This window comes from Mycobacterium sp. SMC-21, from assembly GCF_045310825.1.
GTDB lineage: Bacteria > Actinomycetota > Actinomycetes > Mycobacteriales > Mycobacteriaceae > Mycobacterium.
Genome location: NZ_JBJIAO010000008.1, coordinates 109342 through 130704, shown reverse-complemented (window position 1 = coordinate 130704; position 21363 = coordinate 109342). Strand labels below are relative to the sequence as shown.

Sequence of the window (21363 nt, the reverse complement as noted above, 5' to 3'; positions counted from 1 at the left end):
GCATAATACTTGCATCGATGATGCTTATTTAAATAGCCTGCTGGCAGGCGGCGGACCGGCCTCGACGAATCATCGATCCGGGTCGCGCCGACGCATTCACGACGAAGTGAGAGGTTCTGCCATGTTGTCCACGTCCACGTCCACGTTGTCGCCGGCCCACGCCGAGGTTGTCAAAGCCACGTTGCCTGTGGTCGGCGGTGCGATCGGCGAGATCACCCCGGTCTTCTACCGTCGCCTGTTCGCGGCGCATCCGGAGTTGGAGCGTGACCTGTTCAACCGCGGCAATCAGGCGAACGGGTCGCAGCAGAAGGCATTGGCGGGGTCGGTCGCGATGTACGCCACGCTGCTCGTGCACCCTGATGCCCCCGGGGCGGACGTCGTCGAGCGCATCGCACACAAGCACGCGTCCCTCGGCGTGGCGCCGGACCAGTACCCGGTGGTCTATGAACACCTGTTCGCGGCGATCGTCGAGGTGCTCGGTGCCGATGTCGTCACCGCCGATGTCGCCGAGGCGTGGACGGCGGTCTACTGGTCGATGGCGGACCTGCTGATCGGCCGCGAACGGGAGTTGTATGAGGCGGCCGGCACCAGTCCGGAGCATGTCTGGATGCCGGTTCGGGTGGTCGAACGGGTGCAGCAGTCGCCACTCACCGTGGCCTTCGGACTGGCTGCCGCCGATGGTGCCAAGTTGCCCGATTTCGCTCCGGGACAGTACATTTCGGTGGCGGTGCAGCTGCCCGACGGCGCGCGCCAGATTCGTCAGTACAGCCTGTCGCACGCCGGTGCCGTGGACGGGTGGCGCATCTCGGTGCGCCGCGACGGCGCGGTGTCGTCGCACCTGCACGAGTACGTTTTCGAAGGTGACGTGCTGCAGGTGTCGCACCCCTTCGGCGACATCACCCTGGACAGTCCGGCCGAGACGCCGCTGTTGCTGATCTCGGCGGGCATCGGGATCACGCCGGTGCTGGGCATGCTGTACTTCATCGCGGCCGAGCAGCCCCAACGCTCTGTGACCGTCGTGCACTGCGACCGCACCCGCGCCAGTCACGCCCACCGTGCGGAACTGGCCGATCTGGTCGCGCGGATTCCCGGTGCTGCACTGCACACCTGGTACGACGGGCTGCCCGACGGCTATCCGCTCACCGAACCGGACCGGCATGGCCGAATCGACCTGAGCGCCATCGCATTTCCGCCGGATGTCAACGCCTACATCTGCGGTCCGACGCCCTTCATGGCAGAGGTGGTCCGGCAGCTCGGGACCGCCGGTGTGGCGCGTGACCGCATCTGGTTCGAAGCGTTCAGCCCGCTGGCCGTCTAACCTCGCCGCTGATGAGTACACCGACTGCGATCCAGGTCGCCATCACCTTCGTCTGGTTGGGGATGGTGCTCGCCATCTCCTTCCTGGAGGCGCCGCTCAAATTCCGCGCGCCGAACGTCACCCTGCCGATCGGTCTCGGCATCGGGCGCCTGGTGTTCCGCGCGCTGAACACCGTCGAGCTGGTGTTCGCCGCGGCAATCGTGCTCGCAGCCTTGGTGAATCGGCCGTCGGTCACCGTCATGGTCGCGTTCGCCGTGGCCGTGGGGGCATTGGTCGTGCAGCTGGTCGCTGTCCGGCCCGGGCTCAATCGCCGGTCGGACGAGGTGCTCGCCGGCCGCGAAGGCCCGCGCTCCCGCGGTCACTACGCCTATGTCGCGCTCGAGATGACCAAGGTCATCGCGCTCCTGGTCGCCGGCGTGGGTTTGCTCTAGTCGCACCGCGCGAGAACTGTCGGTGGGCCTACGTAGCCTGGGGCCATGAAGCAGCAAGTGCACTTCTTCACCCTGGCCACGGTCGATCTCGACGCCACCCGGCAGTTCTACGGCGCGCTCGGGTGGACCCCGGCGCTCGATGTGCCGGGGGAGATCATCTTCTACCAGACGGCGCCGGGTCAGCTGCTCGGATTCTTCCTCGCGGAGAAGTTCAATGCCGACCTCGCACAGGCTGCCGACCATTCGCAGGTCAGCGGAATCACGTTGGCGCACAACGTCGACAGCCCGGACGCAGTCGTCGAGCTGGCGGCCGCGATGACCGCCGCGGGCGGCACCACACTCAAGCCGCCGCAGCCCGGTCAGTTCGGTGGCGTGTTCCACGCGCATGTCCAGGATCCGAACGGCGTGATCTGGGAAATCGCGCACAACCCGAACTGGCGCGTCAACCCGGACGGCACCGTCAGCCTGGGGTAGAAGCCGCTACATCTTGATGGCCGGCAAGAGCCGGATCAGGTTCCAGGTCCGGTTGCGGCGGGCGCACAGGCTGGAAATGCCCAGTGCGCCGAGCCAGATGCACACCAACACGATGATGGCCTGCCACAGCCGGCCGTCGATGCCGCCGAGGATCAGCTGGCGAAGTCCGTTGACACCGAACGTCATCGGATCGAACTTGTGCATCACCTGGAACGGCCTGGACGTCGTCTCGACCGGGTACATCCCGCCGGCACTGACCATCTGCAGCATCAGCAGGGCCATGATCAGCACGCGGCCGACCGCCGGCCCGACCAGTGCGTTGATGGCCTGCGTCGCGGCGACGAAGGCCAGCGAGATCAGCATCATGAAGCCGAGCATCGCCACCGGATGCGCCACCTGCATGCCGAGGGCGAACCGCACCACGCAGTACAGGATGATCGACTGGCCCAGGGCGAGGACCGCCGCGGGCAGATAGCTGGCGAACACCACGCGAATGGCCAGCACCTCGGCGGCGATCGGGCGGTTCTGCAAGGGCCGCAACACCATCCACAGGACGAGCGCACCGAAGAACAGGGCCAGCGTCAGGAAGAACGGGGCCATGCCGGTGGCGAAGTTGGGGGCACCGTTCTCGTGTGAGGACTCCAGGTTCACCGGACCGCCGATGGTGTCGGCGATGGCCTGCTTCTGCTGCTCGGTCCACGTCGGCACCTGCTTGGCGCCGTCGGCCAGCTTGGTGGCCAGTTCGTGGTTGCCGTCCTTGAGTTGAACGGTGCCCGACTTCAACTGGCGCGCCCCGTCATCGAGTTGCACGATGCCGCTTGCCAATTGCGCATTGCCGGTGGCCAACTGCTGGGCGCCGTTACGCAATTGGTTCAGTTTGTCGGTGAGCTGCTGGCCGCTGCCGCCCACCTGATCGAGAGCAGTCCGCAGCGGGCTGCCGGGGGAGCGCAGGTTCTCGGTCATCGAGATCGCGGCATTGCGGCCATCGGTGATCTGCTGGCGGATCTGTGGCGTGAACTGGTGGCCGTTCAGCTGGTCCTGGACGCCGCGCAGGGTGTTGACCGCGCCGACCGAAACCGGGTCCTGGTTCACCGAAAGTTGTTGGATCACCGAACCGATCGCTGCTGCCGCGGTGTCCTGCGCGGTGGCGAGCGCGCCGGCCTGATCGGCGGCCTGCTCCAGCGCCGTCGCGCTCTGCTGCAACTGCTCGGTGCTCCCGCCGACCTGCGACAGGGCCTTGGTCACTTTCAGCAGCGGATCGGTGGCCTGGTTGATTCCGGAGGAGAGTTGTTTGGCGCCGGCCGACAGCTTGGCCGAGCCGTTCCGGGCGTCGTCGAGGCCGCCGACCAGCTTGCCGGCGCCGGTGTCGACCTGCGCCGCGCCGTCGGCCAGCTTCTGCGCTCCGTCGGCGGCCTGCTTGATGCCGGCTCCGGACGAAACCACCACGGACAGAATCTGATTCACCGCCTGGCCGGAGATGCGCGTCGACACCGCGTTGAGCACCTGGCTGGTGGCCGTGCGTCCGATGGTCGAGGAGATGTAGTTGTTGGCGTCGTTGTACACCGCGATCAGCTGGGCCTTCTGGGGATCGCCGCTGACGGGTGAGGCGATGGCCTCGCTGAAGTTCTCCGGCAGCTCCAGCATGAAGTAGAACTTGCCGTGCTCGACGCCGTCGCGCGCCTCCTTGTCGCTGACCACATGCCAGTCGAGGCTGTGGTCCGCGGTCAGGCTCCGGGCGATCTCGTCGCCCGCGTTGACGTGGACGCCCTCGACGACGGCGCCGCGGTCGGCGTTCACCAGGGCCACTGGCATCTTGTTGACCTGGCCGAACGGGTCCCAGAACGCCCACAGGTACAGCGCGCCGTACACCAGCGGCAGCAGCATCAGCACCACGATCGCGGCGCGCGTCATGCGGCTGCGGCCGAATCGCTTGATCTCAGAGCCGAATGCGAGTCCAGCAAGCATGGTCAGGCCTTTCCGGTCAGCATGCGGCGGTCATGCAGAACGTGGTCGGGGGCGTCCTCGCCCAGCGGGTTGGTCACTCCGACGACGACGGTGCGGTGCTCGGCGAGGGCGCCGAGCCGCTGTACCGCGAGGGCACGGCGTTCGTTGTCGCGGACCTGCTCGAGGTCGCCGACGATCAGCACCGGCCGGTCGGACATCAGGGCCAGGGTGATGCGCAGCAGAAAGAGCTCGAGATCGGACAGCTCGATGATGAAGCTCTTTGGCGACAGCAGCGGAAGGTCGTCGCCGAAGACCGCCGTCATCTCCGGGACGTCCGACTGGACCGGAACCCAGGCCGGGAACGGCGACACCCAGCGGCGCTGCTCGGTGATGACCGTCTGGACCGTCACCATGTCTTCCAGGTCGTCGATGTCGGCGAACGCGGCGATGGCACAGTGCTTCCGGATGCCGCGGGGCCCCGTCGCGCCGTTGACGGTGACGGTGCCGCGCGTCGGCTTGAGCCGGCCTGCCAGCGACAGCAGGAGCGTGTGCTGCGCCGGACCGCCCGGCATCTGTATGGCGTGGAATCCGGGCCGCAGCTCCAGGTCGACATCAGAGAAGAGCGGGCCGTGCTCGCCGATGACAGCGAGCCCCTGCGCGGTGATCACCGGCGGGCTGTCCGCTGTGTCGGGGGCGGCCGTCGTCTCGTCGTCCATTGCTGCTCATCTCCGGGGTCGAAGTAACGATGGCCAGTAAATCAGCGCGCCGGGGCAGAAACTCCGATAGCGGCGTTCTCGCAGGTGTGATGTCACGCGGAATCGCTCGCGATATGCCGTGGCGGACACATCGGGCGCGCCGACTTCGTGGATCGCTTCCAGGTAATGTCTGTGCGGCCTGTCACTCGACGTCCGTCAAGAATTGAATTCTTGGTTTCAGGTATTCCTGATTTCGTGTACGAGAGTCCCATTGTTATTGTCCCGTTATGCATCGTTTCGGGGGCGTTCTGGCAGCGTGTCTGCTCATCGGTTCAGTGCTCGCGGGAGTGCCCGCAGCCCACGCGGACGGCGACGAGCCGCAGTACGCCGAGTTCTATCTACCCCCGGACCCGTTGCCGCCCGGCCGCCCCGGGGACCTGATCCGCACCGAACCGTCGCGCCTGGTGCTCGAACCGTCCGGCCAGCTCGGCGCCATCATGGCCACCGGCACGCGAATCATGTACCGCAGCACCGATGCCCGCGGAAACCCGGTCGCCGTGACCGGTACCTACTTCGAGCCGTACAACGACTGGCCGGGCAAGGGACCGCGGCCACTGATCAGCTACGCGGTCGGCACACAGGGCCAGGGCAACCAGTGCGCACCGTCACGCCAGTTCAACCAGGGCATCCATTACTCGGGTGGCTGGGACATCATGGTCAACTACGAAGAGGCGTTCATCGCCACGATGGTCGCGCGCGGTTTCGCGATCGTGATGACCGACTACGAGGGCCTCGGTACTCCCGGGATGCACACGTACGTCAACCGCGTGGCCGAGGCCGCCGCGGTGCTCGACGCCGCGCGCGCCGCCAAGAAGCTGCCGGGCACCTCACTGGATCCCGATGGGCCCGTTGCTTTCTGGGGGTACTCGCAAGGCGGAGGCGCTGCGGCGTCGGCGGCCGAGCTGGCGTCGTCCTACGCGCCTGAACTGCACGTCGTCGGCACGTACGCCGGGGCGCCGGTCGCCGATCTCAAGGAACTGTTCCCGTACACCGACGGCAGCGCGCTGGTCGGCGTGGTCGGTTACGCGCTCAACGGCGAAATCTACGCCTACCCCGAGTTCGCCGACCTGATCCGCTCCAAGCTCACCCAGCGCGGCAAGGACATGCTCGAGAGCGTCTCACGGCAGTGCGTCGGTCAGACCATCGTCGACTTCATGTTCCGGCATCTGCAGCCGTACTTCACCGAGGACATCAACGTGCTGGTCGAGGAAGAGCCCTTCAAGACGCTGTTCGACATGCAGAAGCTCGGCAAGTACAAGCCCAACGCTCCGGTCCTCATCAACAGCAACCGCTACGACCCGCTCGTGCCGTGGACCGCGGCCAACCAGCTCGGGCGGGACTGGTGCGACAAGGGGGCCGATGTCGAGTTCCGCACCAACGAGGAGCCCCCGTTCCTGAACAAACTGGTGATCAACCATGCCCTGCCGATGCTGGTCGACGGCGAGCCCGCCATGCAATGGATCGCGGCGCGCTTCAACGGTGAGCCCACGTCGCCGAACTGCGGGACGTACTGAGTCGAGAGCTCAGTCCCTGCCCGCCGCGGAGGCGCGGATCACGCGGTCGCGGCCCCGGCTCTTCGCTTCGTACATCGCCACGTCGGCGCGGCGGATCGCCGACCGCAACCCCGCCTTGTGCCCGAGCTGCGATACCCCGATGCTCACCGTTCCGGCGAGCACCGCGTCATTGTGGCTGAACGTGGCGGCGGCGAACGCCACCCGGAGCCGGTCGGCGATGACGGCCGCCTGACTTTCGTCGACACCCGGCAGCATCGCGCAGAATTCCTCGCCGCCGATCCGCGCCAACAGGTCGCCGCTGCGCAGATTCGACCGTGCCACGCATGCGAACTCGGTCAGCAGCCGGTCGCCGGCCTCGTGCCCGAAGACGTCGTTGACGGCCTTGAACTCATCCAGATCCATCACGATGACCGAGCACCGCAACTGGCGCGCGACGCACTCCTCGGCCAGCCGCTGCGCCTGGATCATGAAGCCCGCGCGGTTCAGCGTCCTGGTGAGAGAGTCGAGCATCGCCGCGTCGGCCAATTGATCCTCGAGCCGCTCCCAACCCATCAGCGACAGGCACAGGTTGATGGCCATCACGGCGAAAGCGAAGAAGAGCATCGGCACCGACACGGCCGCGCTGGTGGTGGCGAACTGCACCGCGCCGGCGTCCAGATGGAGGCTGACCGAACGCGCGACGGTCGCCGCGGCCGCGACGACGTACAGGCCGATCAGGATGCGCCGCGACGCCAGGCGCTCGACACGCTGGGCTTTGATGCCGTCGACGACGCTGAGCGCGAAATATCCGGCCAGCACGAGAGCCGTCAGGGACACCCGGGCCGGGATGCTGACGTTGAACGGCGGTATCAACTCGAACGCGGCCAGCACCACCAGCGGCCCGGCAGCCATCACCCGGCCGCGGACCGGCTGGCCGTTGAAGGCGCACAGACCACCCCAGATCAACGACCAGCACATGACGATCAGGACGTTGGAGACCGTCACCGACAACACCTCGGGCACCAGCCCGCGGGCGCTCAGCAGCCCGGCTCCGAGGGCACCCAGGAAATTGCCCGCGCCCCACAGCTGGACCGCCGGATGTCGCCGCCTACCGGCCCCCACCCAGACATGCAGCAACCCGAACAGCAGGGCGGTCATGGAGACGACCATCCACAGGGTGCGCACGTCGGGATTCATGTCGCGCTACCGGGTGCGCCCAGGGGCGTGGTGCGTCGGGATCGGCTGAGGCATAGCGCAAACTTACTCGCCGCTGCCGACGACTGTCGGCAGCATTGGGTAGGGTCCAGCCCGTGAATTTGAGCGTCAAGTCTGTCGTCAAGTCCGTGAACGCCCGCCTGGCCGAAGAGTTGGCCGTCGCCGAAGGTCAGGTCGACGCCGCGGTACGGCTGCTGGACGAAGGCGCGACCGTGCCGTTCATCGCGCGGTACCGCAAGGAAGTCACCGGCAGCCTGGACGACGGTCAGCTCCGCACCCTCGAGGAGCGGCTCCGGTATCTGCGTGAACTGGATCAGCGGCGCGACGCTGTGCTGGCCTCGATCGAAGAACAGGGCAAGCTCACCGACGACCTGAAGGCGGCGCTGCTGGCCGCCGAGACGAAGTCCAGGGTCGAAGACATCTACCTGCCGTACAAGCCCAAGCGCCGCACCAAGGCGCAGATCGCCCGCGAGGCCGGCCTGGAGCCGCTGGCGGACCGGCTGCTCGCCGACCCCACGCTCAACCCCGAGGACGTGGCCGCCGAGTTCCTGGGTGAGGAGGTGGCCGACGTCGCCGCCGCACTCGACGGCGCGCGCCACATCCTGGTGGAGCGGGTGTCCGAGGACGCCGAACTGGTCGGTGCCGTGCGCGAGAAGTTCTGGTCCGACGGCACCCTGACCACCAAGCCGTGGTCGGAGGAGGCGGCGAAAAGCCCTGCCGCCCAGAAGTTCCGCGACTACTTCGAGTACTCCGAGCCGCTCGAGGACATGCCGTCGCACCGCGTGCTGGCGGTATTGCGAGGTGAGAAGGAAGAGGCGCTGTCGCTCAACTTCGACGGCGGCGACGAGACGCTGTACCAGGCCATGATCGCGCAGTCGCTCGGTGTGGACATGGCTGCCGGGGGCGCCGCCACGCCGTGGCTGACCGCGACGGTCGGCTGGGCCTGGCGCACCAAGCTGATGTTCTCGGCGGCCGTCGACGCCCGGATCCGGCTGCGGCAGCGCGCCGAGGAGGACGCCGTCGCGGTGTTCGCCAAGAATCTCAAGGACCTGCTGCTGGCCGCGCCGGCCGGAACCCGCGCCACGCTGGGACTCGATCCCGGGTTCCGCACCGGTGTGAAGGTCGCGGTGGTGGACGGCACCGGCAAGGTCGTCGACACCTGTGCCATCTACCCGCATCAGCCGCAGAACAAGTGGAACGACGCCAAGGCGACGCTGGCCGCCCTCGTCGCGCGGCACAACGTCGAACTGATCGCCATCGGTAACGGCACCGCGTCCCGCGAAACCGATGCGCTGGCAACCGAACTCATCGCCGACCTGAAGGCGGCGGGCGCGTCCGGTCCCAAGCGGCTGCCGACCAAGGCGATCGTCAGCGAGGCCGGCGCCTCGGTGTACTCGGCATCGGCCTATGCCGCCCACGAGCTGCCCGACCTGGACGTGACGCTGCGCGGCGCGGTCTCGATCGCCCGTCGTCTGCAGGACCCGCTCGCCGAACTGGTCAAGATCGAGCCGAAGTCGATCGGCGTCGGGCAGTACCAGCACGACGTGACGCCCGGAACCCTGGCCCGCAGCCTCGACGCGGTGGTCGAGGACGCCGTGAACGCGGTCGGTGTCGACCTCAACACGGCCTCGGTGCCGCTGCTGGCCAAGGTCTCCGGCGTCACCGAATCGCTGGCCGAGTCGATCGTGTCGTACCGCGACAAGACCGGACCGTTCCGCAGCCGCAGCGGTCTGCTCGACGTTCCACGTCTGGGCCCCAAGGCTTTTGAGCAGTGCGCCGGCTTCCTGCGCATCCGGGAAGGCGACGACCCGCTGGACGCCTCGGGTGTGCATCCCGAGGCCTACCCGGTGGTGCGGCGCATCCTCGACCGCGCCGGCGTCACCCTCGCCGAACTGATCGGCGACGAGCGGAAGCTGCGCGCGCTCAAGCCGGGCGACTTCGCCGACGAACGATTCGGCATCCCGACCGTGACCGACATCCTGGGCGAGCTGGAGAAGCCGGGCCGCGACCCGCGCCCCGCGTTCTCCACCGCGACCTTCGCGGCCGGCGTCGAGAAGGTGTCCGACCTCAAGGTCGGCATGGTGCTCGAGGGCGTCGTGACGAACGTGGCCGCGTTCGGCGCTTTCGTGGACGTCGGCGTGCACCAGGACGGTCTGGTGCACGTGTCGGCGATGGCCGACCGCTTCGTCTCCGACCCGCACGAGGTGGTCAAGTCCGGCCAGGTCGTCAAAGTCAAGGTGCTCGAGGTCGATGTCGAGCGGCAGCGCATCGGACTGAGCCTGCGGCTCAACGACGACCCGCAGCGCGCCCGCGACGGCAAGCGGCCCGAGCAGGGCGGCGGAGCCCGGCGCGACGGCGGCGGGCAGCCGCGCGGACGCGATGGCGGCAACCGCGGCGGTAACGGTGGCGGACAGAACCGCGGCAATGGCCAAGATCGCGGACGTAATCCGCAGCGCGGCAATGGCGGTGGCCGCCGCGAGTCTGTGCCGTCCGGCTCGATGGCCGACGCCCTGCGCAAGGCGGGCTTCGGCAAGTAGCGGTGTTCTCGCGAGGAGACATAAAACTGTCGATATCCCAGTGATTTTCGACAGTTTTATGGCTGCTCGCGAGAAGTGATCAGGAATCGAGAAGCGACCCGGCTCGAGGCCCGGTTAGCGTGTGGGTATGCCCAGCAGAACGCATGCCGCTGACAGCCATGACCTCATCCGCGTGGTCGATGCCCGGGAGAACAACCTCAAGGACATCAGCGTCGAGATCCCCAAGCGGCGGCTGACGGTGTTCACCGGGGTGTCCGGCTCCGGCAAGAGCTCGCTGGTGTTCGACACCATCGCCGCCGAATCGCAGCGGCTGATCAACGAGACCTACAGCGCATTCGTGCAGGGCTTCATGCCGTCGCAGGCCCGCCCCGACGTCGACGTGCTCGAGGGTTTGACGACCGCGATCATCGTCGACCAGGAGCGGATGGGCTCCGACCCACGCTCCACGGTCGGCACCGCCACCGACACCGGTGCGCTGCTCCGGATCCTGTTCAGCCGGATCGGTGAACCGAACATCGGCTCGCCGCAGGCGTTCTCGTTCAACGTCGCCTCGATCAGCGGGGCCGGGGCGGTGACCATGGAGCGCGCCGGACGCACCGTCAAAGAGCGTCGCGACTTCAACATCGTGGGCGGTATGTGTCTGCGGTGTGAGGGTCGTGGCGCCGTCAACGACATCGATCTCACCGCGCTGTACGACGACAGCAAGTCGATCAACGAGGGCGCCATCACCATTCCCGGCTTCAGCATCGACGGCTGGTACGGCCGAATCTTCAACGGCTGCGGCTTCTTCGACCCCGACAAGCCGATCAAGAAGTTCACCAAGAAGGAACTGGACGCCCTGCTGCACAAGGAGGCGACCAAGATCAAGGTCGACGGCGTCAACCTCACCTACCTGGGGCTGATCCCGCAGATCAAGAAATCGTTCCTGAGCAAGGACGTCGAGGCGATGCAGCCCCATATCCGGGCGTTCGTCGAGCGGGCGGTGACGTTCACGACTTGTCCCGAGTGCGACGGCACCCGGTTGTCGGAGCTGGCTCGCTCGTCAAAGATCAAGGGCGTCAACATCGCCGAGGCCTGCGCCATGCAGATCACCGACCTCGCGGAGTGGGTCGGGGCGCTGGCCGACGACAAGCGCCTCGGCGCCGGCGTGGCGCCCCTGTTGGCGACATTGCGGCACACGCTCGACTCGTTTGTCGCGATCGGTCTGGGCTACCTCTCCCTGGCGCGCCCCGCCGGCACACTCTCCGGCGGAGAAGCGCAGCGGGTCAAGATGATTCGCCACCTCGGCTCGGCCCTGACCGACGTCACCTACGTGTTCGACGAGCCGACCATCGGACTGCATCCGCACGACATCACCCGCATGAACGACCTGTTGATTCAGCTGCGGGACAAGGGAAACACCGTGCTGGTCGTCGAACACAAGCCGGAAGTGATCGCCATCGCCGACCACGTGGTGGACCTCGGTCCCGAGGCGGGCTCGGGTGGCGGCCAGGTGGTTTACGAAGGCACGGTGAAGGGGCTGCGCGGTAGCGGCAGTATCACCGGACGGCATCTCGACGACCGGGCGGCGCTGAAGGAGTCGGTGCGAGAAGCCAACGGGGCGTTGGAGATTCGTGGCGCAAACACCAACAATCTGCAGGACGTCGACGTGGACATCCCGCTCGGCGTGCTCGCCGTGATCACGGGCGTGGCGGGCTCGGGCAAGAGCTCCCTGATCGACGGGTCGGTGGCCGGGCGCGACGGCGTCGTCACCATCGACCAGGCGCCGATCCGGGGATCGCGACGCAGCAACCCGGCCACCTATACCGGACTGCTCGACCACATCCGCAAGGCGTTCGCCAAGGCCAACGACGTCAAACCCGCACTGTTCAGCTCGAATTCGGAAGGCGCCTGCCCGGCATGCAACGGAGCCGGAGTCATCTACACCGACCTGGGAGTGATGGCGACCGTCGAGTCGCGCTGTGAAGAGTGCGAAGGCCGGCGGTTCGGGGCCTCGGTGCTCGAATACACCCTGGGCGGGCAGAACATCGCCGAAGTGCTCGCCATGCCCGTCGCCGAGGCCGAGCAGTTCTTCTCCGACGGTGACGCGAAAGTGCCGGCCGCACAGAAAATCCTCGCCCGGATGGTGGACGTCGGGCTGGGCTACCTCACGCTCGGGCAGCCGCTGACCACACTGTCCGGCGGGGAGCGACAACGACTCAAGCTCGCCACGCAGATGGGGGAGAAGGGCGACATCTACATCCTCGACGAGCCGACCACCGGCCTGCACCTGGCGGACGTCGAGCAACTGCTCGCGCTCTTGGACCGGATCGTCGACGGCGGCAAGTCGGTCCTCGTCATCGAACATCACCAGGCCGTCATGGCGCACGCCGACTGGATCATCGACCTGGGTCCCGGCGCAGGTCACGACGGCGGCCGGGTCATCTTCGAGGGTTCTCCGGCCGACCTGGTCGCGGCCGGGAACACCCTGACCGGAACCCACCTTGCCGAAGACGTCAGATAGCAGTCAGGGCTGCCATCGCTGAGCGGTGGCAGCCCTGACTGTGAAACAGAGGGGTCGTCGAACGGTTAGACGGGCATCTCCGGGCCCTCAGGAGCCGGGGCAGGCGCCTCGGGGGCCGGCGCCGGGGCCTCGGGAGCGGGCGCGAAGTTGGCCGCCTCGATGATTTCCGGGGCCGGGAGGTCGGCCGGGTCGGCCGGAGGCGCCAGGGGCGCGTCCAGCGGGCCGTCGAGAGGCAGGTCGGCGGGGATGTCCTCACCCGGGGCCATCGGCAGGTGCATGTGGTGGGTGAACTGGCGCTGGAAGGCGCCGCCGCCACCGATGCGGACGCCACCGCCCTCACCGCTGGACACCGGAGTGCCGTCCGGCAGCGTCACGGCCGTGTGGCCGCCGTTCCAGCCGATGTTCAGGGCGCCGGGCGCGGTGCCGGGCAGGAAGCCACGAGCCCGCAGTGCGGCCTCTTCGTTGCCGGTGTTGAACCGGTTGCCGTAGATGGGGCGGCCGGTGGCCGCGTTGGCCACCCAGGAGGCCAGTCCGGAGCAGTCAGTGCCGCGTGCCGTGTCTCCGCCGGAGACGTACGGCGTACCCGAAACCTGGTTGACCAAAGCCAGCAGCGAGGCGGTCGCAATAGCAAACATGGCGATGAACGCTAGCAACGGAAAATCGCGACGGTCAAAATACTGTGTCTGCCATCACGTTTCGCGAATCCTGTGGTGTGCGTTACATCGGTGTGTATTCGCATCGTTTGGGGCAGAAGCGATTTCACGTCTTCGCAGGTGAATGCGCAAAACATACTGCCATACACAGCTTTTGCGCAAATGCAAGGTCGTGACGGTCGTTGCGAGGTCGTGACCAGCTAATTCCGAGACCGGCGTGACCGGCCTCTGCGCGGCTTTTGCGTCGGTTTCGACGTCCTGTCGGGCAGCTCATGCCGCCGATTCGGCGGATACTGGCTGACCATCTGAAACGGTCAAGTTACGGTGGGTCGATGTGGCTGTCGCGGTCCCGGTTCGAACTCAGGGAAGAGGTGCCGGGGACGCCCGACGAAGTCCGCACCTTCTATACAGATCTGGCGAATATGAAGCTGGTTCATCCGCTCGTGGTGGCGGTGGACTGTCTGGCCGATCAGCAGGATGTGCGGGGCCGCCGCCGTGACTATCGGGTGCGGGATCGCATCCCATTCGGCCCGTTGAGTCTGCGCGTGACCTACCGGGCCACGGTGCTGATCGCGCCCGACGGCGTCGTGCACACCGAGGCGCGCCAATTTCCGTCCGTGCGGCTCAGTGGCACCGTCACCTTCGCGCCTGCCGGCGCAGGCACCGCTCTCACCGAGGTAGTGGATATAGAGGCACCTTCTCCGTTCATGGCTTTCACTGCTGCGCAGGCGGAGAAGGCGCACGCGGCGATGCTCGCTGCCATTCGGCGTCATTTTGAGAAAAGCTTGGGCTGATCCAGGCTGCCGGATGGGGTGCCGCGCTGGATGGCCGGGTTTCCTTGCCTTACCGGCGACGCTCTCGAAAAAACTTTGGTCACTTTGTTAGCGCTGGTTGCAGGAGGTAACTAGTGGCCCATTCGTCACAGCGCCTTGTCGGTGATTCGAACTAATGTTCGAGTATGGCCATCGACTCCGCTACTGTCCTCAACGCCTACGCGGCGCTTGAGGATGCGATCGCCACGGTCAACGGCCTGGACTACAGCGGGTTGCCCATCAAAGTCCTGTTGGAGCTGCAGTCCCGCCGCGAAACCCTGAAGTGCGCGGCCGAGGCGGTCGACCATCAGATCCTGGCCGCGGCACAAACCCAGGCCACCGCCAAGGGGATCGGGGCCAAGGATTGGCCTGAGGTGTTGCATGTGCGGTTGCGGATCAGCCGGGAGGAGGCCCGCCGGAGGGTGCGGGACACGGATAATTTGGGTCCGCGCTCGGCGATCACGGGCGAGGCGTTGGGTCCGGTGTGGGAACTGGTGGCCGCCGCGTTGGCCGAGGGTGCGATCAATAGTGAGCACGTGCAGGTGATCGCCTGGTTTTTCGGCAAGGTGCCGTTGTGGGCGGCCGACCCGGTCACGTTGTTGCAGTGCGAGACGGATCTGGTGGCCGATGCCCGGGTCAAAACCCCCGAAGACCTCCGCAAAGTCGCGGCGGATTTGTTGTACAAGCTGGATCAGGATGGGCCCGAACCCAACGACGATGAGCCGGATCCGAAGCGGTCGTTCGTGATGGGTAAGCAGCGGCCTGACGGGCGCACCGACGTCACCGCTCAACTCGATCCGGAAGGGCGGGCTTACTGGGAGGTGTTGTTCGACAAGTACGCCGCCCCGGGCATGTGCAACCCGGCCGATCCGGAACCCTGCTTCTCCGGGACCCCGACGCAGGAGCAGATCGACAACGACACAAGGACTGTGGCGCAGCGGCAGTACGACGCCTTCAAATTCGTGGGCCGGATGATGCTGGCCACCGGAACCTCCGGGGTGCACAACGGGTTCCCCGTCGCGGTGGTCGCCACCTGCACCGTCACCGAGCTGGAAAAGCGCGCCGGGATGGCGCTCACCCACACCGGTACCAAGCTCCTGGTGAAGGATCTGGTGCGGATGGCAGCCCAGGGCTCGGACAACTACCTGGCGGTGTTCGATGAGCACACCGGCCAACCGCTCTACTTGGGCCGGGCAGCGAGAACCGCCAGTACAGCCCAACGCCTGGCGTTGTTCGCCCGCGACCACGGCTGCACCCGCCCCAACTGCATCGCCCCCGCCTCGCGCTCGCAGGCTCATCACGTCAACACCAACTGGCGCGACGACGGCCCCACCGACATCACCAACCTCACCCTGGCCTGCGGCCGCGACAACCGTCTGGTCGACACCGGCGGCTGGCACACCACCATGGGCCCCGACGGTCGCACCCAATGGACCCCACCACCCCTGCTCGACGTCGGCCAACCACGAACCAACCACTACCACCACCCCACGCTCTACCCGCCCGAGAGCGGAGATTCCGATGGTGAAACAGACAGTCCCGCAACCTGATACGACGCCCCGATGCGGCAACCCAGCCTCACCGGCGATGTCCTATGGGCGAATATCGGCCGTCCGTTCGAATCGGTCGGCTGGTCCGAAACAGAAGGCGGGATCGGGGCGCGGTGCGGGTCGCGGCGATGACGGTCAGCAGCGCGGCGGATCGCAGCGACGGCGGTCGGCAGCGATGGCGGTCAGCGACCGCGGCACTTGAGGCTACCGGTGACCCACAACCATGGAAGGCGAAAGTGCTGCGCTGCAAACGAATTGAATGCGCACTACCGCCAGTGACGAATGTCGACACCCGGCCAGCGGCTCGCGGTGCAGTGTGGGGATCAGCTCGGGAAGAACCCGTCGCCGGTCTTGAAGCCGGGCTGCCAGCCCTGCGCTCCCAGGCACAGCAGCGGTCGGCCGTCAGGAGCCTGCGCCGCGGTCTGCGGGCCCGGGCACGGAGAACCGATGTCCTTGACGCCCTGGATCGCATAGGAGTAGCCCCAGAATCCGGTGTCGACGGGCGGCCACTGGTTGGGAATCCAGTGGCAGGCCATGGATGCGCCGCCCGGACCGCGGCCGAAGATGAAGATGTCGTGGTTGTCGCACGGCGCGCCGTTGACGGCCTGGTAGTTCATGCCGGGGACGTCAGTGGGGTAGCGGCCGGGATCGTCGCTGCCGCCCAGCGCCGGATCGGCGCTCGCGAAGGGTGCCAGCCCGATGGCGGTTCCGGCGATCGCTGCGGCCACCGTCAGTACCCGAAACATCCTGGTCATCTCCCCTCGCACTACTGCCACACGACAATGTGGCAAAGCGTAGCGTGTCAGCCGCGTCGCCGGGGATATAGTCGGCAGGTCAATATCAGCGGGGTTCGTGCCCCGCCGTCTGATCGTCGTCACGCTGCGGTGCGCCGGCCTGTTCAGGCGCGTCCAGCACGCTCACCCCGATGCCGTAGGGCAGGAACCTGACCTTTCGGGACGGGTCGGTGTTGTTCTTGTTGGCCCGCAGGGCCTCCAGTTCGGAGGGGTAGACCTCTTCGACGTGCGCTCCGCCGTCCGCGGCGACGGTGTACACCACCCACACGCCGTCGCCGGTGTCGCCGGTGGTCTCGGGCTGCGTCGCGTGCCGCGGCGTCCGGGTCAGGTCGTTCACCACGTTGGCCCAGGCGGCACCGCGGCCGAGGCGGTCGAATACGCCCCGGATGCCCTCGCCCGTCTCGCGCAGGACGCGATCGAACTCTTCCGGATCGATGCCGAACGGGCCGTTGTTGCTCATACCGACCAGTGTGCGCGACATCGGCGACATCTGCCACGACGATCCGACAGGCCATCCCCTCGCAGCCGAACTCGGCGGTGGTGGACGATGGAGACATGCCGGTACCACAATCGCCGACCCGCGACGACCTCCTGGCCACCGTCGAGCGCTCGCCTGCCGCCACGGCAGCGCACGACAAGGCGGCCTGGGTGGATCTGTTCAGCGCCGACGGACGCGTCGAGGACCCTGCCGGTTCCCGGCCGCACGTCGGTCACCGTGCCATCGCACAGTTCTACGACACCTTCATCGGGCCGCGCACCATCGTGTTCCACCGCGACGCCGACATCGTGCTCGGCAACACCGTCGTGCGTGACCTCGAGCTCGAAGTGCACATGGGCACCCAGGTGCAGCTGCGCATCCCGGTCTATCTGCAGTACGACGTGGTGGCAGAGGGCTCCGACGCGTCGCTGAAAATTTCTCGGCTGCAAGCATTTTGGGAGCTGCCGGGCATGGTCGTGCAGTTCGTCCGGTGCGGCGCCGCGGCGCTGCCGGCGGGTTTGGGGCTCTCGGCGGCGCTGTTGCGCAACCAGGGCCCCGGCGGCGCGGTGGGTTTTCTCGGCGGGCTGCGCACCGGAGGGACAAGAGCAAAGCGTGCGTTGACGGGGCTGCTGGCCGATGCCGCGACGGGCGACGAGCTGGCGGTCAAGCGCCGGCTCAGTGAGCCGGTGCAGATCACCCGCGGCCCTGACGCCCGGCTCAGCGTGTCCGAACTGGTCGAAGAACTCGCCGGAACGCGCGTGCAGAAGGTCATTGCCGCAGGCCGGTACGTCCTGGCCGGCGTCCGACGGGACGGCTACCGCGGTGTGGTCATCGCGGAGCTGGGTATCGGGGGCCGGGGCATCGTCGGCCTGCGACTCTTTGCCGAATGAAGCCGCCAGTTGCCGCTGCTTCCGTCCCCGACATGAGAACGTAGTCACACCATGCCAGTGCAACCACAACACGAATACATGTCCTACGAGGAATTCGGTCGACGATTCTTCGAGGTCGCGGTCAGCGAGGAACGTGTCGCGGACGCGATCGGCGGCATCGCCGGTGAAGCCTTCGACATGGGTCCCATCGCCCAGGGCCCCGGCGGGCTCGCGAAGGTCACCGCGCGCGTGCAGATCAAACACCCCGTGGTGGCCAGGACGCTCGGTGAAGAAATCACCTTCGCAATCCGCATCCCGCTGGAAATCGACATGACGCTGGACCTGCGCATCGACCGGCCCCGGTTCATGGTGTTCGGCGAGATCAACCTGACCGCGACCGCGCGGGCCGCCCACCCGCTGCTCCTCGTCATCGACGTCAAGACGCCACGGTCGTCGGACATCGCCATCCACGTGACGTCGTCATCGATCCGGGCGGAGCTGTTGCGCATCGTTGCCAACGTCGACGGCGAGATCCGGCGCTTCATCGCCCAGCATGTGGCAGGCGAGATCAACAGCGCAGATGCCAAGGTCATCGACATCGGAACCCGGATTGCAAGCGCCTGGACGGGCGTCTGAGACGGCCGCGAGGCGGTAGCGGCAACCTGCTTCCCCTATGATGAGGACATCATGAAGAGCACATTCGGCGCCGCCATCGCAATTGCAGCTACCACCGTCGGAATCGTGGGCAGCCTCGTCGTGGCCGCTCCGGCCAGCGCAGATGCGGGCGTCGATGCCTTCAACAACGCGCTCAGCAACGCCGACATGATGCTGCCGAACGGGTCTGATCCGGTCGCGCTGGGCCAGTCGGTGTGCCCGATGCTCGCGCAGCCCGGCCAGACCCTGGCCGACGCGGCGGCCAAGGTCGCCGACACCTCGGGCATGTCGCTGGGCCCGGCCACGATGTTCACCGGCTTCGCGATCTCGTCGTTCTGCCCGGGCGTCGTCGGTGCGCTCGGACGCGGTGAATCGCCGCTGCCGCTCGGACTACTCGGCCTCGGATAACGCCGGGCTGGCGTCGAGCGGCGCCAGCACCGGGCGCTTCGGCTCGAGCCCCTTACCTCGAGAACTGCCCAGCGTGTGCCGCCACACCCACGGCATCAGCATGTTCTGGGCCCACATCAGCTGCGAATACATGCGCTCGCGCAGTCGCGGCAGGACGAGTTCACCCTCGACCTCGGCCCAGCGGTGATCGCTGCCGGGCAACTCCAGCGCCTCGGCGGCGGCGTCGGCGAACAGTTGATGGCCGTGCGGGGAGCCGTGAACCCGGTCGACGGCCCAGGTCGCGGGGTCCAGCATCGAGGTGGCCGTCGACAGGTCGACCAGCCGGAATCCGAAACGGGTCGAGTCGGCCCGGATCACCTCATTGATGCGGCGCAGCCGGCCGCTGAGCACCCGTCCCACCGGCAGGATGCGGGCGATGTCGGGAAACGTCGTCGTGACCACGGTCGCGCCGGTGGCGGCGAGTTCGGTATGCACGCGCCGCATGTCCTCGAGCGCCTTGTCGAAGCTGCGCACCGGCCGCGTGACGTCGTTCATCCCGATGCAGCTGGTGATCAGGTCGGGGTTCATGTCCCGGGCCAGCGGCAGCTGCCGGTCCAGTACGTCACTGATCCGACGGCCCCGCACCGCGAGGTTCGCGTATTGGAGTCCAGGCTGTAATGCGTTGAGTCGCCAGGCCAGGCGGTCGGCGAAACCGTGGATGCCGGTGTTGTCGTCGCCATCCAACAGGCCCTCGGTCTGGCTGTCGCCGAGCGCGACGTATCGGGAGTAGCCGATGGTCACGACCGTGACTGTAGTGAAGGATCGGCGGATCTTCAGCGCAGCGGATCAGCCTGGCCAGATCACGTCGAGCGGCCGGCCCACCACACTGAGTTGGTTGATCAGCTCGTCCAGGACGGCGCGCGGCAGGTCGAACCGCCATTCCGGCAGTGTCGCACCGACACGTACGACGCCCGGACCGACCTCCACCGAGGTCAGGGTCATGCCGTACGGCAGCTCGGGCAGCCGCACCGGGTACGCCGGGGCGAGTCCGGGCACCGGGACCCGGGCGGCGCCCAGCGTCAGGCCACGGGGCTTGAGCCACAACGTCTTGCCGTGCAGGTGAGGATCGACCTCGATGACCCCGGAGCGGAAGCGCGACAACCGGATTCGGGTGACCCCGTCGTCGCCGATCTCGGTGCGCACACGCGGTTCGGCGGCCCGGATCAGCTCGTCGAGCGAGTCGGACGGCACCTCCAACGTCACCTCGACGGGAGTGGCTGCCAACATCGGTGGCACCGAGGGCCGGATGTGCAGGTTGTTCAGCTTCGCCGAGACCGAATTCAGTTCGGTTCCCGCCCATTTCACCTTGTCCGCGGCGATGTTGACCGTGCCGATGTGGCCGACGGCGAAGATGCCGGCATCCCACCGGGAATCGAACTTGGTCACGGTGAAGGCCAGGTCGCTGGTGCTCATGCGGACGGTGATCCGGCGCCCGACCACCAGCGGCCGCACCGTCAGCAACGCCGTCCGATAGGCCGCGGCCGCCCCGGTGCTCACCGGCAGCACCGCGGCGGTCGACACCACCGAGGTGAACAGATCGAGCGGTCGGAGCGGGTCCCACCGGCGCGGCGGACGCGTCATGGGGTCCAGCATGCCCGTAGCTGCCGCCGGTGCACCACTCGGCATCCGGGGAACGGGCTCCCGGTAGCGTCGAGTCGTGGCTGAGTCTGATGAGCTGTACCGGCAGCGTGACCGAGCTGATTCGTTCGGCGGTGCCGCCCGGTCGTATGACCGGCACCGGCCCCGCTACCCGGAGGCCATGCTCGACGAACTGGTCGGGACCGGTTCGGTCCGGGTGCTCGACGTCGGCGCCGGAACCGGGATCGCGTCCCGGCAGCTGATCGCCCGCGGGGCGGAACTGGTTGCGCTGGAACCGGATCCGAGGATGGCCGAGATCGCCGCCGAGCACGGCGTCACCGTCGAGGTGGCCACTTTCGAGGACTGGGACGACGCCGGCCGGACCTTCGACGTGGTCCTGTTCGCCCAGTCGTTCCACTGGGTCGACCCGGCGGCGGCGCTGCCGAAGATTCGCCGGTTGCTCGCCCCGGGCGGCCGGCTGGCGCTGGCGTGGAACCGGCTGTTCCCGGTGCAGCCGTCGCGCCAGGATTTCGCGGAGGTGTACCGCGACTTCCTCGATGCCGCTTCACCTTTGGTGACCGGGACCCCCACCGGCGGGACCGGCTCGGGCATGGACAGCGCCGACGTGGTGGCCGACCTGGAGACCGCCGGATTCGCCGTGCAGCAGCTGACCTACGCCCGCGGTGAGCAGTACACCCGCGAGCAGTGGCTGGACCTCGTGTTCACCTACTCCAACCACCTGGTGCTGCCCGCCGACCGGGCCGCCGAGCTGCGGGCTCGGCTGGCGGCGGTGATCGGCGACGGCGGCGTGCAGGTCGGCGGAGACACGCTGCTGATCGTGGCGCAGCCGGCGTAGAC

The 21363-nt window shown here is 67.4% G+C and carries 20 protein-coding genes; 12 read left to right on the top strand and 8 right to left on the bottom strand.

Going from position 1 to position 21363, the window contains the following annotated elements; all coding sequences use genetic code 11:
* Positions 1-121: 121 nt before the first annotated feature.
* From ACJH6H_RS11105 to ACJH6H_RS11095, 3 genes are read left to right on the top strand one after another with little or no spacing between them, the layout of a single operon-like run.
* Entirely contained in the window at positions 122-1318 is a 1197-nt protein-coding gene (locus ACJH6H_RS11105) for a globin domain-containing protein (protein ID WP_212814313.1), read from the top strand.
* An 11-nt stretch (positions 1319-1329) separates the two neighbouring features.
* A complete protein-coding gene (locus ACJH6H_RS11100) occupies positions 1330-1749 on the top strand; it encodes a hypothetical protein (protein ID WP_212814316.1) in 420 nt (139 codons plus the stop codon).
* A 45-nt stretch (positions 1750-1794) separates the two neighbouring features.
* Positions 1795-2223 (top strand): VOC family protein, encoded by a 429-nt coding sequence (locus ACJH6H_RS11095; protein ID WP_212814318.1) that lies wholly within the window; start codon positions 1795-1797, stop codon positions 2221-2223.
* Between the two features lie 6 nt (positions 2224-2229).
* Here the strand turns inward: ACJH6H_RS11095 and ACJH6H_RS11090 are convergent, their stop codons facing one another.
* Both ACJH6H_RS11090 and ACJH6H_RS11085 read right to left on the bottom strand, forming a co-directional pair.
* On the bottom strand, positions 2230-4188 hold the full coding sequence (locus tag ACJH6H_RS11090; RefSeq protein WP_212814321.1) for a YhgE/Pip domain-containing protein: 1959 nt from the start codon (positions 4186-4188) through the stop codon (positions 2230-2232).
* A gap of 2 nt (positions 4189-4190) precedes the next feature.
* A complete protein-coding gene (locus ACJH6H_RS11085; RefSeq protein WP_212814323.1) occupies positions 4191-4883 on the bottom strand; it encodes a hypothetical protein in 693 nt (230 codons plus the stop codon).
* Positions 4884-5149: 266 nt separating this feature from the next.
* Here ACJH6H_RS11085 and ACJH6H_RS11080 point away from each other — a divergent pair, with 266 nt between their 5' ends.
* A complete protein-coding gene (locus ACJH6H_RS11080; RefSeq protein ID WP_212814325.1) occupies positions 5150-6436 on the top strand; it encodes a lipase family protein in 1287 nt (428 codons plus the stop codon).
* Between the two features lie 9 nt (positions 6437-6445).
* On the opposite strand, the gene ACJH6H_RS11075 is transcribed toward ACJH6H_RS11080, so the two are convergent.
* Complete coding sequence (locus tag ACJH6H_RS11075; protein WP_212814327.1) at positions 6446-7612, bottom strand: GGDEF domain-containing protein; 1167 nt, start codon at positions 7610-7612, stop codon at positions 6446-6448.
* Positions 7613-7725: 113 nt separating this feature from the next.
* On the opposite strand from ACJH6H_RS11075, the gene ACJH6H_RS11070 reads away from it, so the two are divergent.
* Entirely contained in the window at positions 7726-10167 is a 2442-nt protein-coding gene (locus tag ACJH6H_RS11070; protein ID WP_212814329.1) for a Tex family protein, read from the top strand.
* A 127-nt stretch (positions 10168-10294) separates the two neighbouring features.
* On the top strand, positions 10295-12670 hold the full coding sequence (locus ACJH6H_RS11065) for an ATP-binding cassette domain-containing protein (protein ID WP_406774842.1): 2376 nt from the start codon (positions 10295-10297) through the stop codon (positions 12668-12670).
* Between the two features lie 65 nt (positions 12671-12735).
* On the opposite strand, the gene ACJH6H_RS11060 is transcribed toward ACJH6H_RS11065, so the two are convergent.
* Positions 12736-13305, bottom strand: a complete 570-nt coding sequence (locus ACJH6H_RS11060; protein ID WP_212814333.1) for a peptidoglycan endopeptidase — start codon at positions 13303-13305, stop codon at positions 12736-12738.
* A gap of 350 nt (positions 13306-13655) precedes the next feature.
* Here ACJH6H_RS11060 and ACJH6H_RS11055 point away from each other — a divergent pair, with 350 nt between their 5' ends.
* Together ACJH6H_RS11055 and ACJH6H_RS11050 are read left to right on the top strand one after the other, a co-directional pair.
* On the top strand, positions 13656-14117 hold the full coding sequence (locus ACJH6H_RS11055) for an SRPBCC family protein (RefSeq protein ID WP_212814335.1): 462 nt from the start codon (positions 13656-13658) through the stop codon (positions 14115-14117).
* Between the two features lie 164 nt (positions 14118-14281).
* Positions 14282-15685, top strand: coding sequence for an HNH endonuclease signature motif containing protein (locus ACJH6H_RS11050; RefSeq protein ID WP_212814337.1), 1404 nt, complete (start codon positions 14282-14284; stop codon positions 15683-15685).
* A gap of 323 nt (positions 15686-16008) precedes the next feature.
* On the opposite strand, the gene ACJH6H_RS11045 is transcribed toward ACJH6H_RS11050, so the two are convergent.
* On the bottom strand, positions 16009-16431 hold the full coding sequence (locus tag ACJH6H_RS11045) for a hypothetical protein (RefSeq protein ID WP_212814341.1): 423 nt from the start codon (positions 16429-16431) through the stop codon (positions 16009-16011).
* 94 nt (positions 16432-16525) lie between these two features.
* Entirely contained in the window at positions 16526-16939 is a 414-nt protein-coding gene (locus ACJH6H_RS11040; RefSeq protein ID WP_212814785.1) for a hypothetical protein, read from the bottom strand.
* Positions 16940-17034: 95 nt separating this feature from the next.
* On the opposite strand from ACJH6H_RS11040, the gene ACJH6H_RS11035 reads away from it, so the two are divergent.
* From ACJH6H_RS11035 to ACJH6H_RS11025, 3 genes are read left to right on the top strand one after another with little or no spacing between them, the layout of a single operon-like run.
* On the top strand, positions 17035-17847 hold the full coding sequence (locus tag ACJH6H_RS11035) for a nuclear transport factor 2 family protein (protein WP_212814343.1): 813 nt from the start codon (positions 17035-17037) through the stop codon (positions 17845-17847).
* 51 nt (positions 17848-17898) lie between these two features.
* Positions 17899-18462 carry a hypothetical protein gene (locus tag ACJH6H_RS11030; RefSeq protein ID WP_212814345.1) on the top strand — a complete coding sequence of 188 codons (564 nt, stop codon included), beginning with the start codon at positions 17899-17901 and terminating at the stop codon, positions 18460-18462.
* Between the two features lie 51 nt (positions 18463-18513).
* Positions 18514-18888, top strand: a complete 375-nt coding sequence (locus ACJH6H_RS11025; protein ID WP_212814347.1) for a DUF732 domain-containing protein — start codon at positions 18514-18516, stop codon at positions 18886-18888.
* Here ACJH6H_RS11025 and ACJH6H_RS11020 read toward each other — a convergent pair.
* Both ACJH6H_RS11020 and ACJH6H_RS11015 read right to left on the bottom strand, forming a co-directional pair.
* On the bottom strand, positions 18871-19668 hold the full coding sequence (locus tag ACJH6H_RS11020; protein ID WP_212814349.1) for an SGNH/GDSL hydrolase family protein: 798 nt from the start codon (positions 19666-19668) through the stop codon (positions 18871-18873). The genes ACJH6H_RS11025 and ACJH6H_RS11020 overlap by 18 nt on opposite strands.
* 45 nt (positions 19669-19713) lie before the next feature.
* The gene (locus tag ACJH6H_RS11015; RefSeq protein WP_244872885.1) at positions 19714-20508 is read right to left on the bottom strand and encodes an LmeA family phospholipid-binding protein; all 795 of its coding nucleotides are present in this window, start codon (positions 20506-20508) and stop codon (positions 19714-19716) included.
* 94 nt (positions 20509-20602) lie between these two features.
* Between ACJH6H_RS11015 and ACJH6H_RS11010 the strand changes: the two genes are divergently transcribed.
* Positions 20603-21361, top strand: coding sequence for a bifunctional 2-polyprenyl-6-hydroxyphenol methylase/3-demethylubiquinol 3-O-methyltransferase UbiG (locus tag ACJH6H_RS11010; RefSeq protein WP_212814786.1), 759 nt, complete (start codon positions 20603-20605; stop codon positions 21359-21361).
* Positions 21362-21363 lie beyond the last annotated feature (2 nt).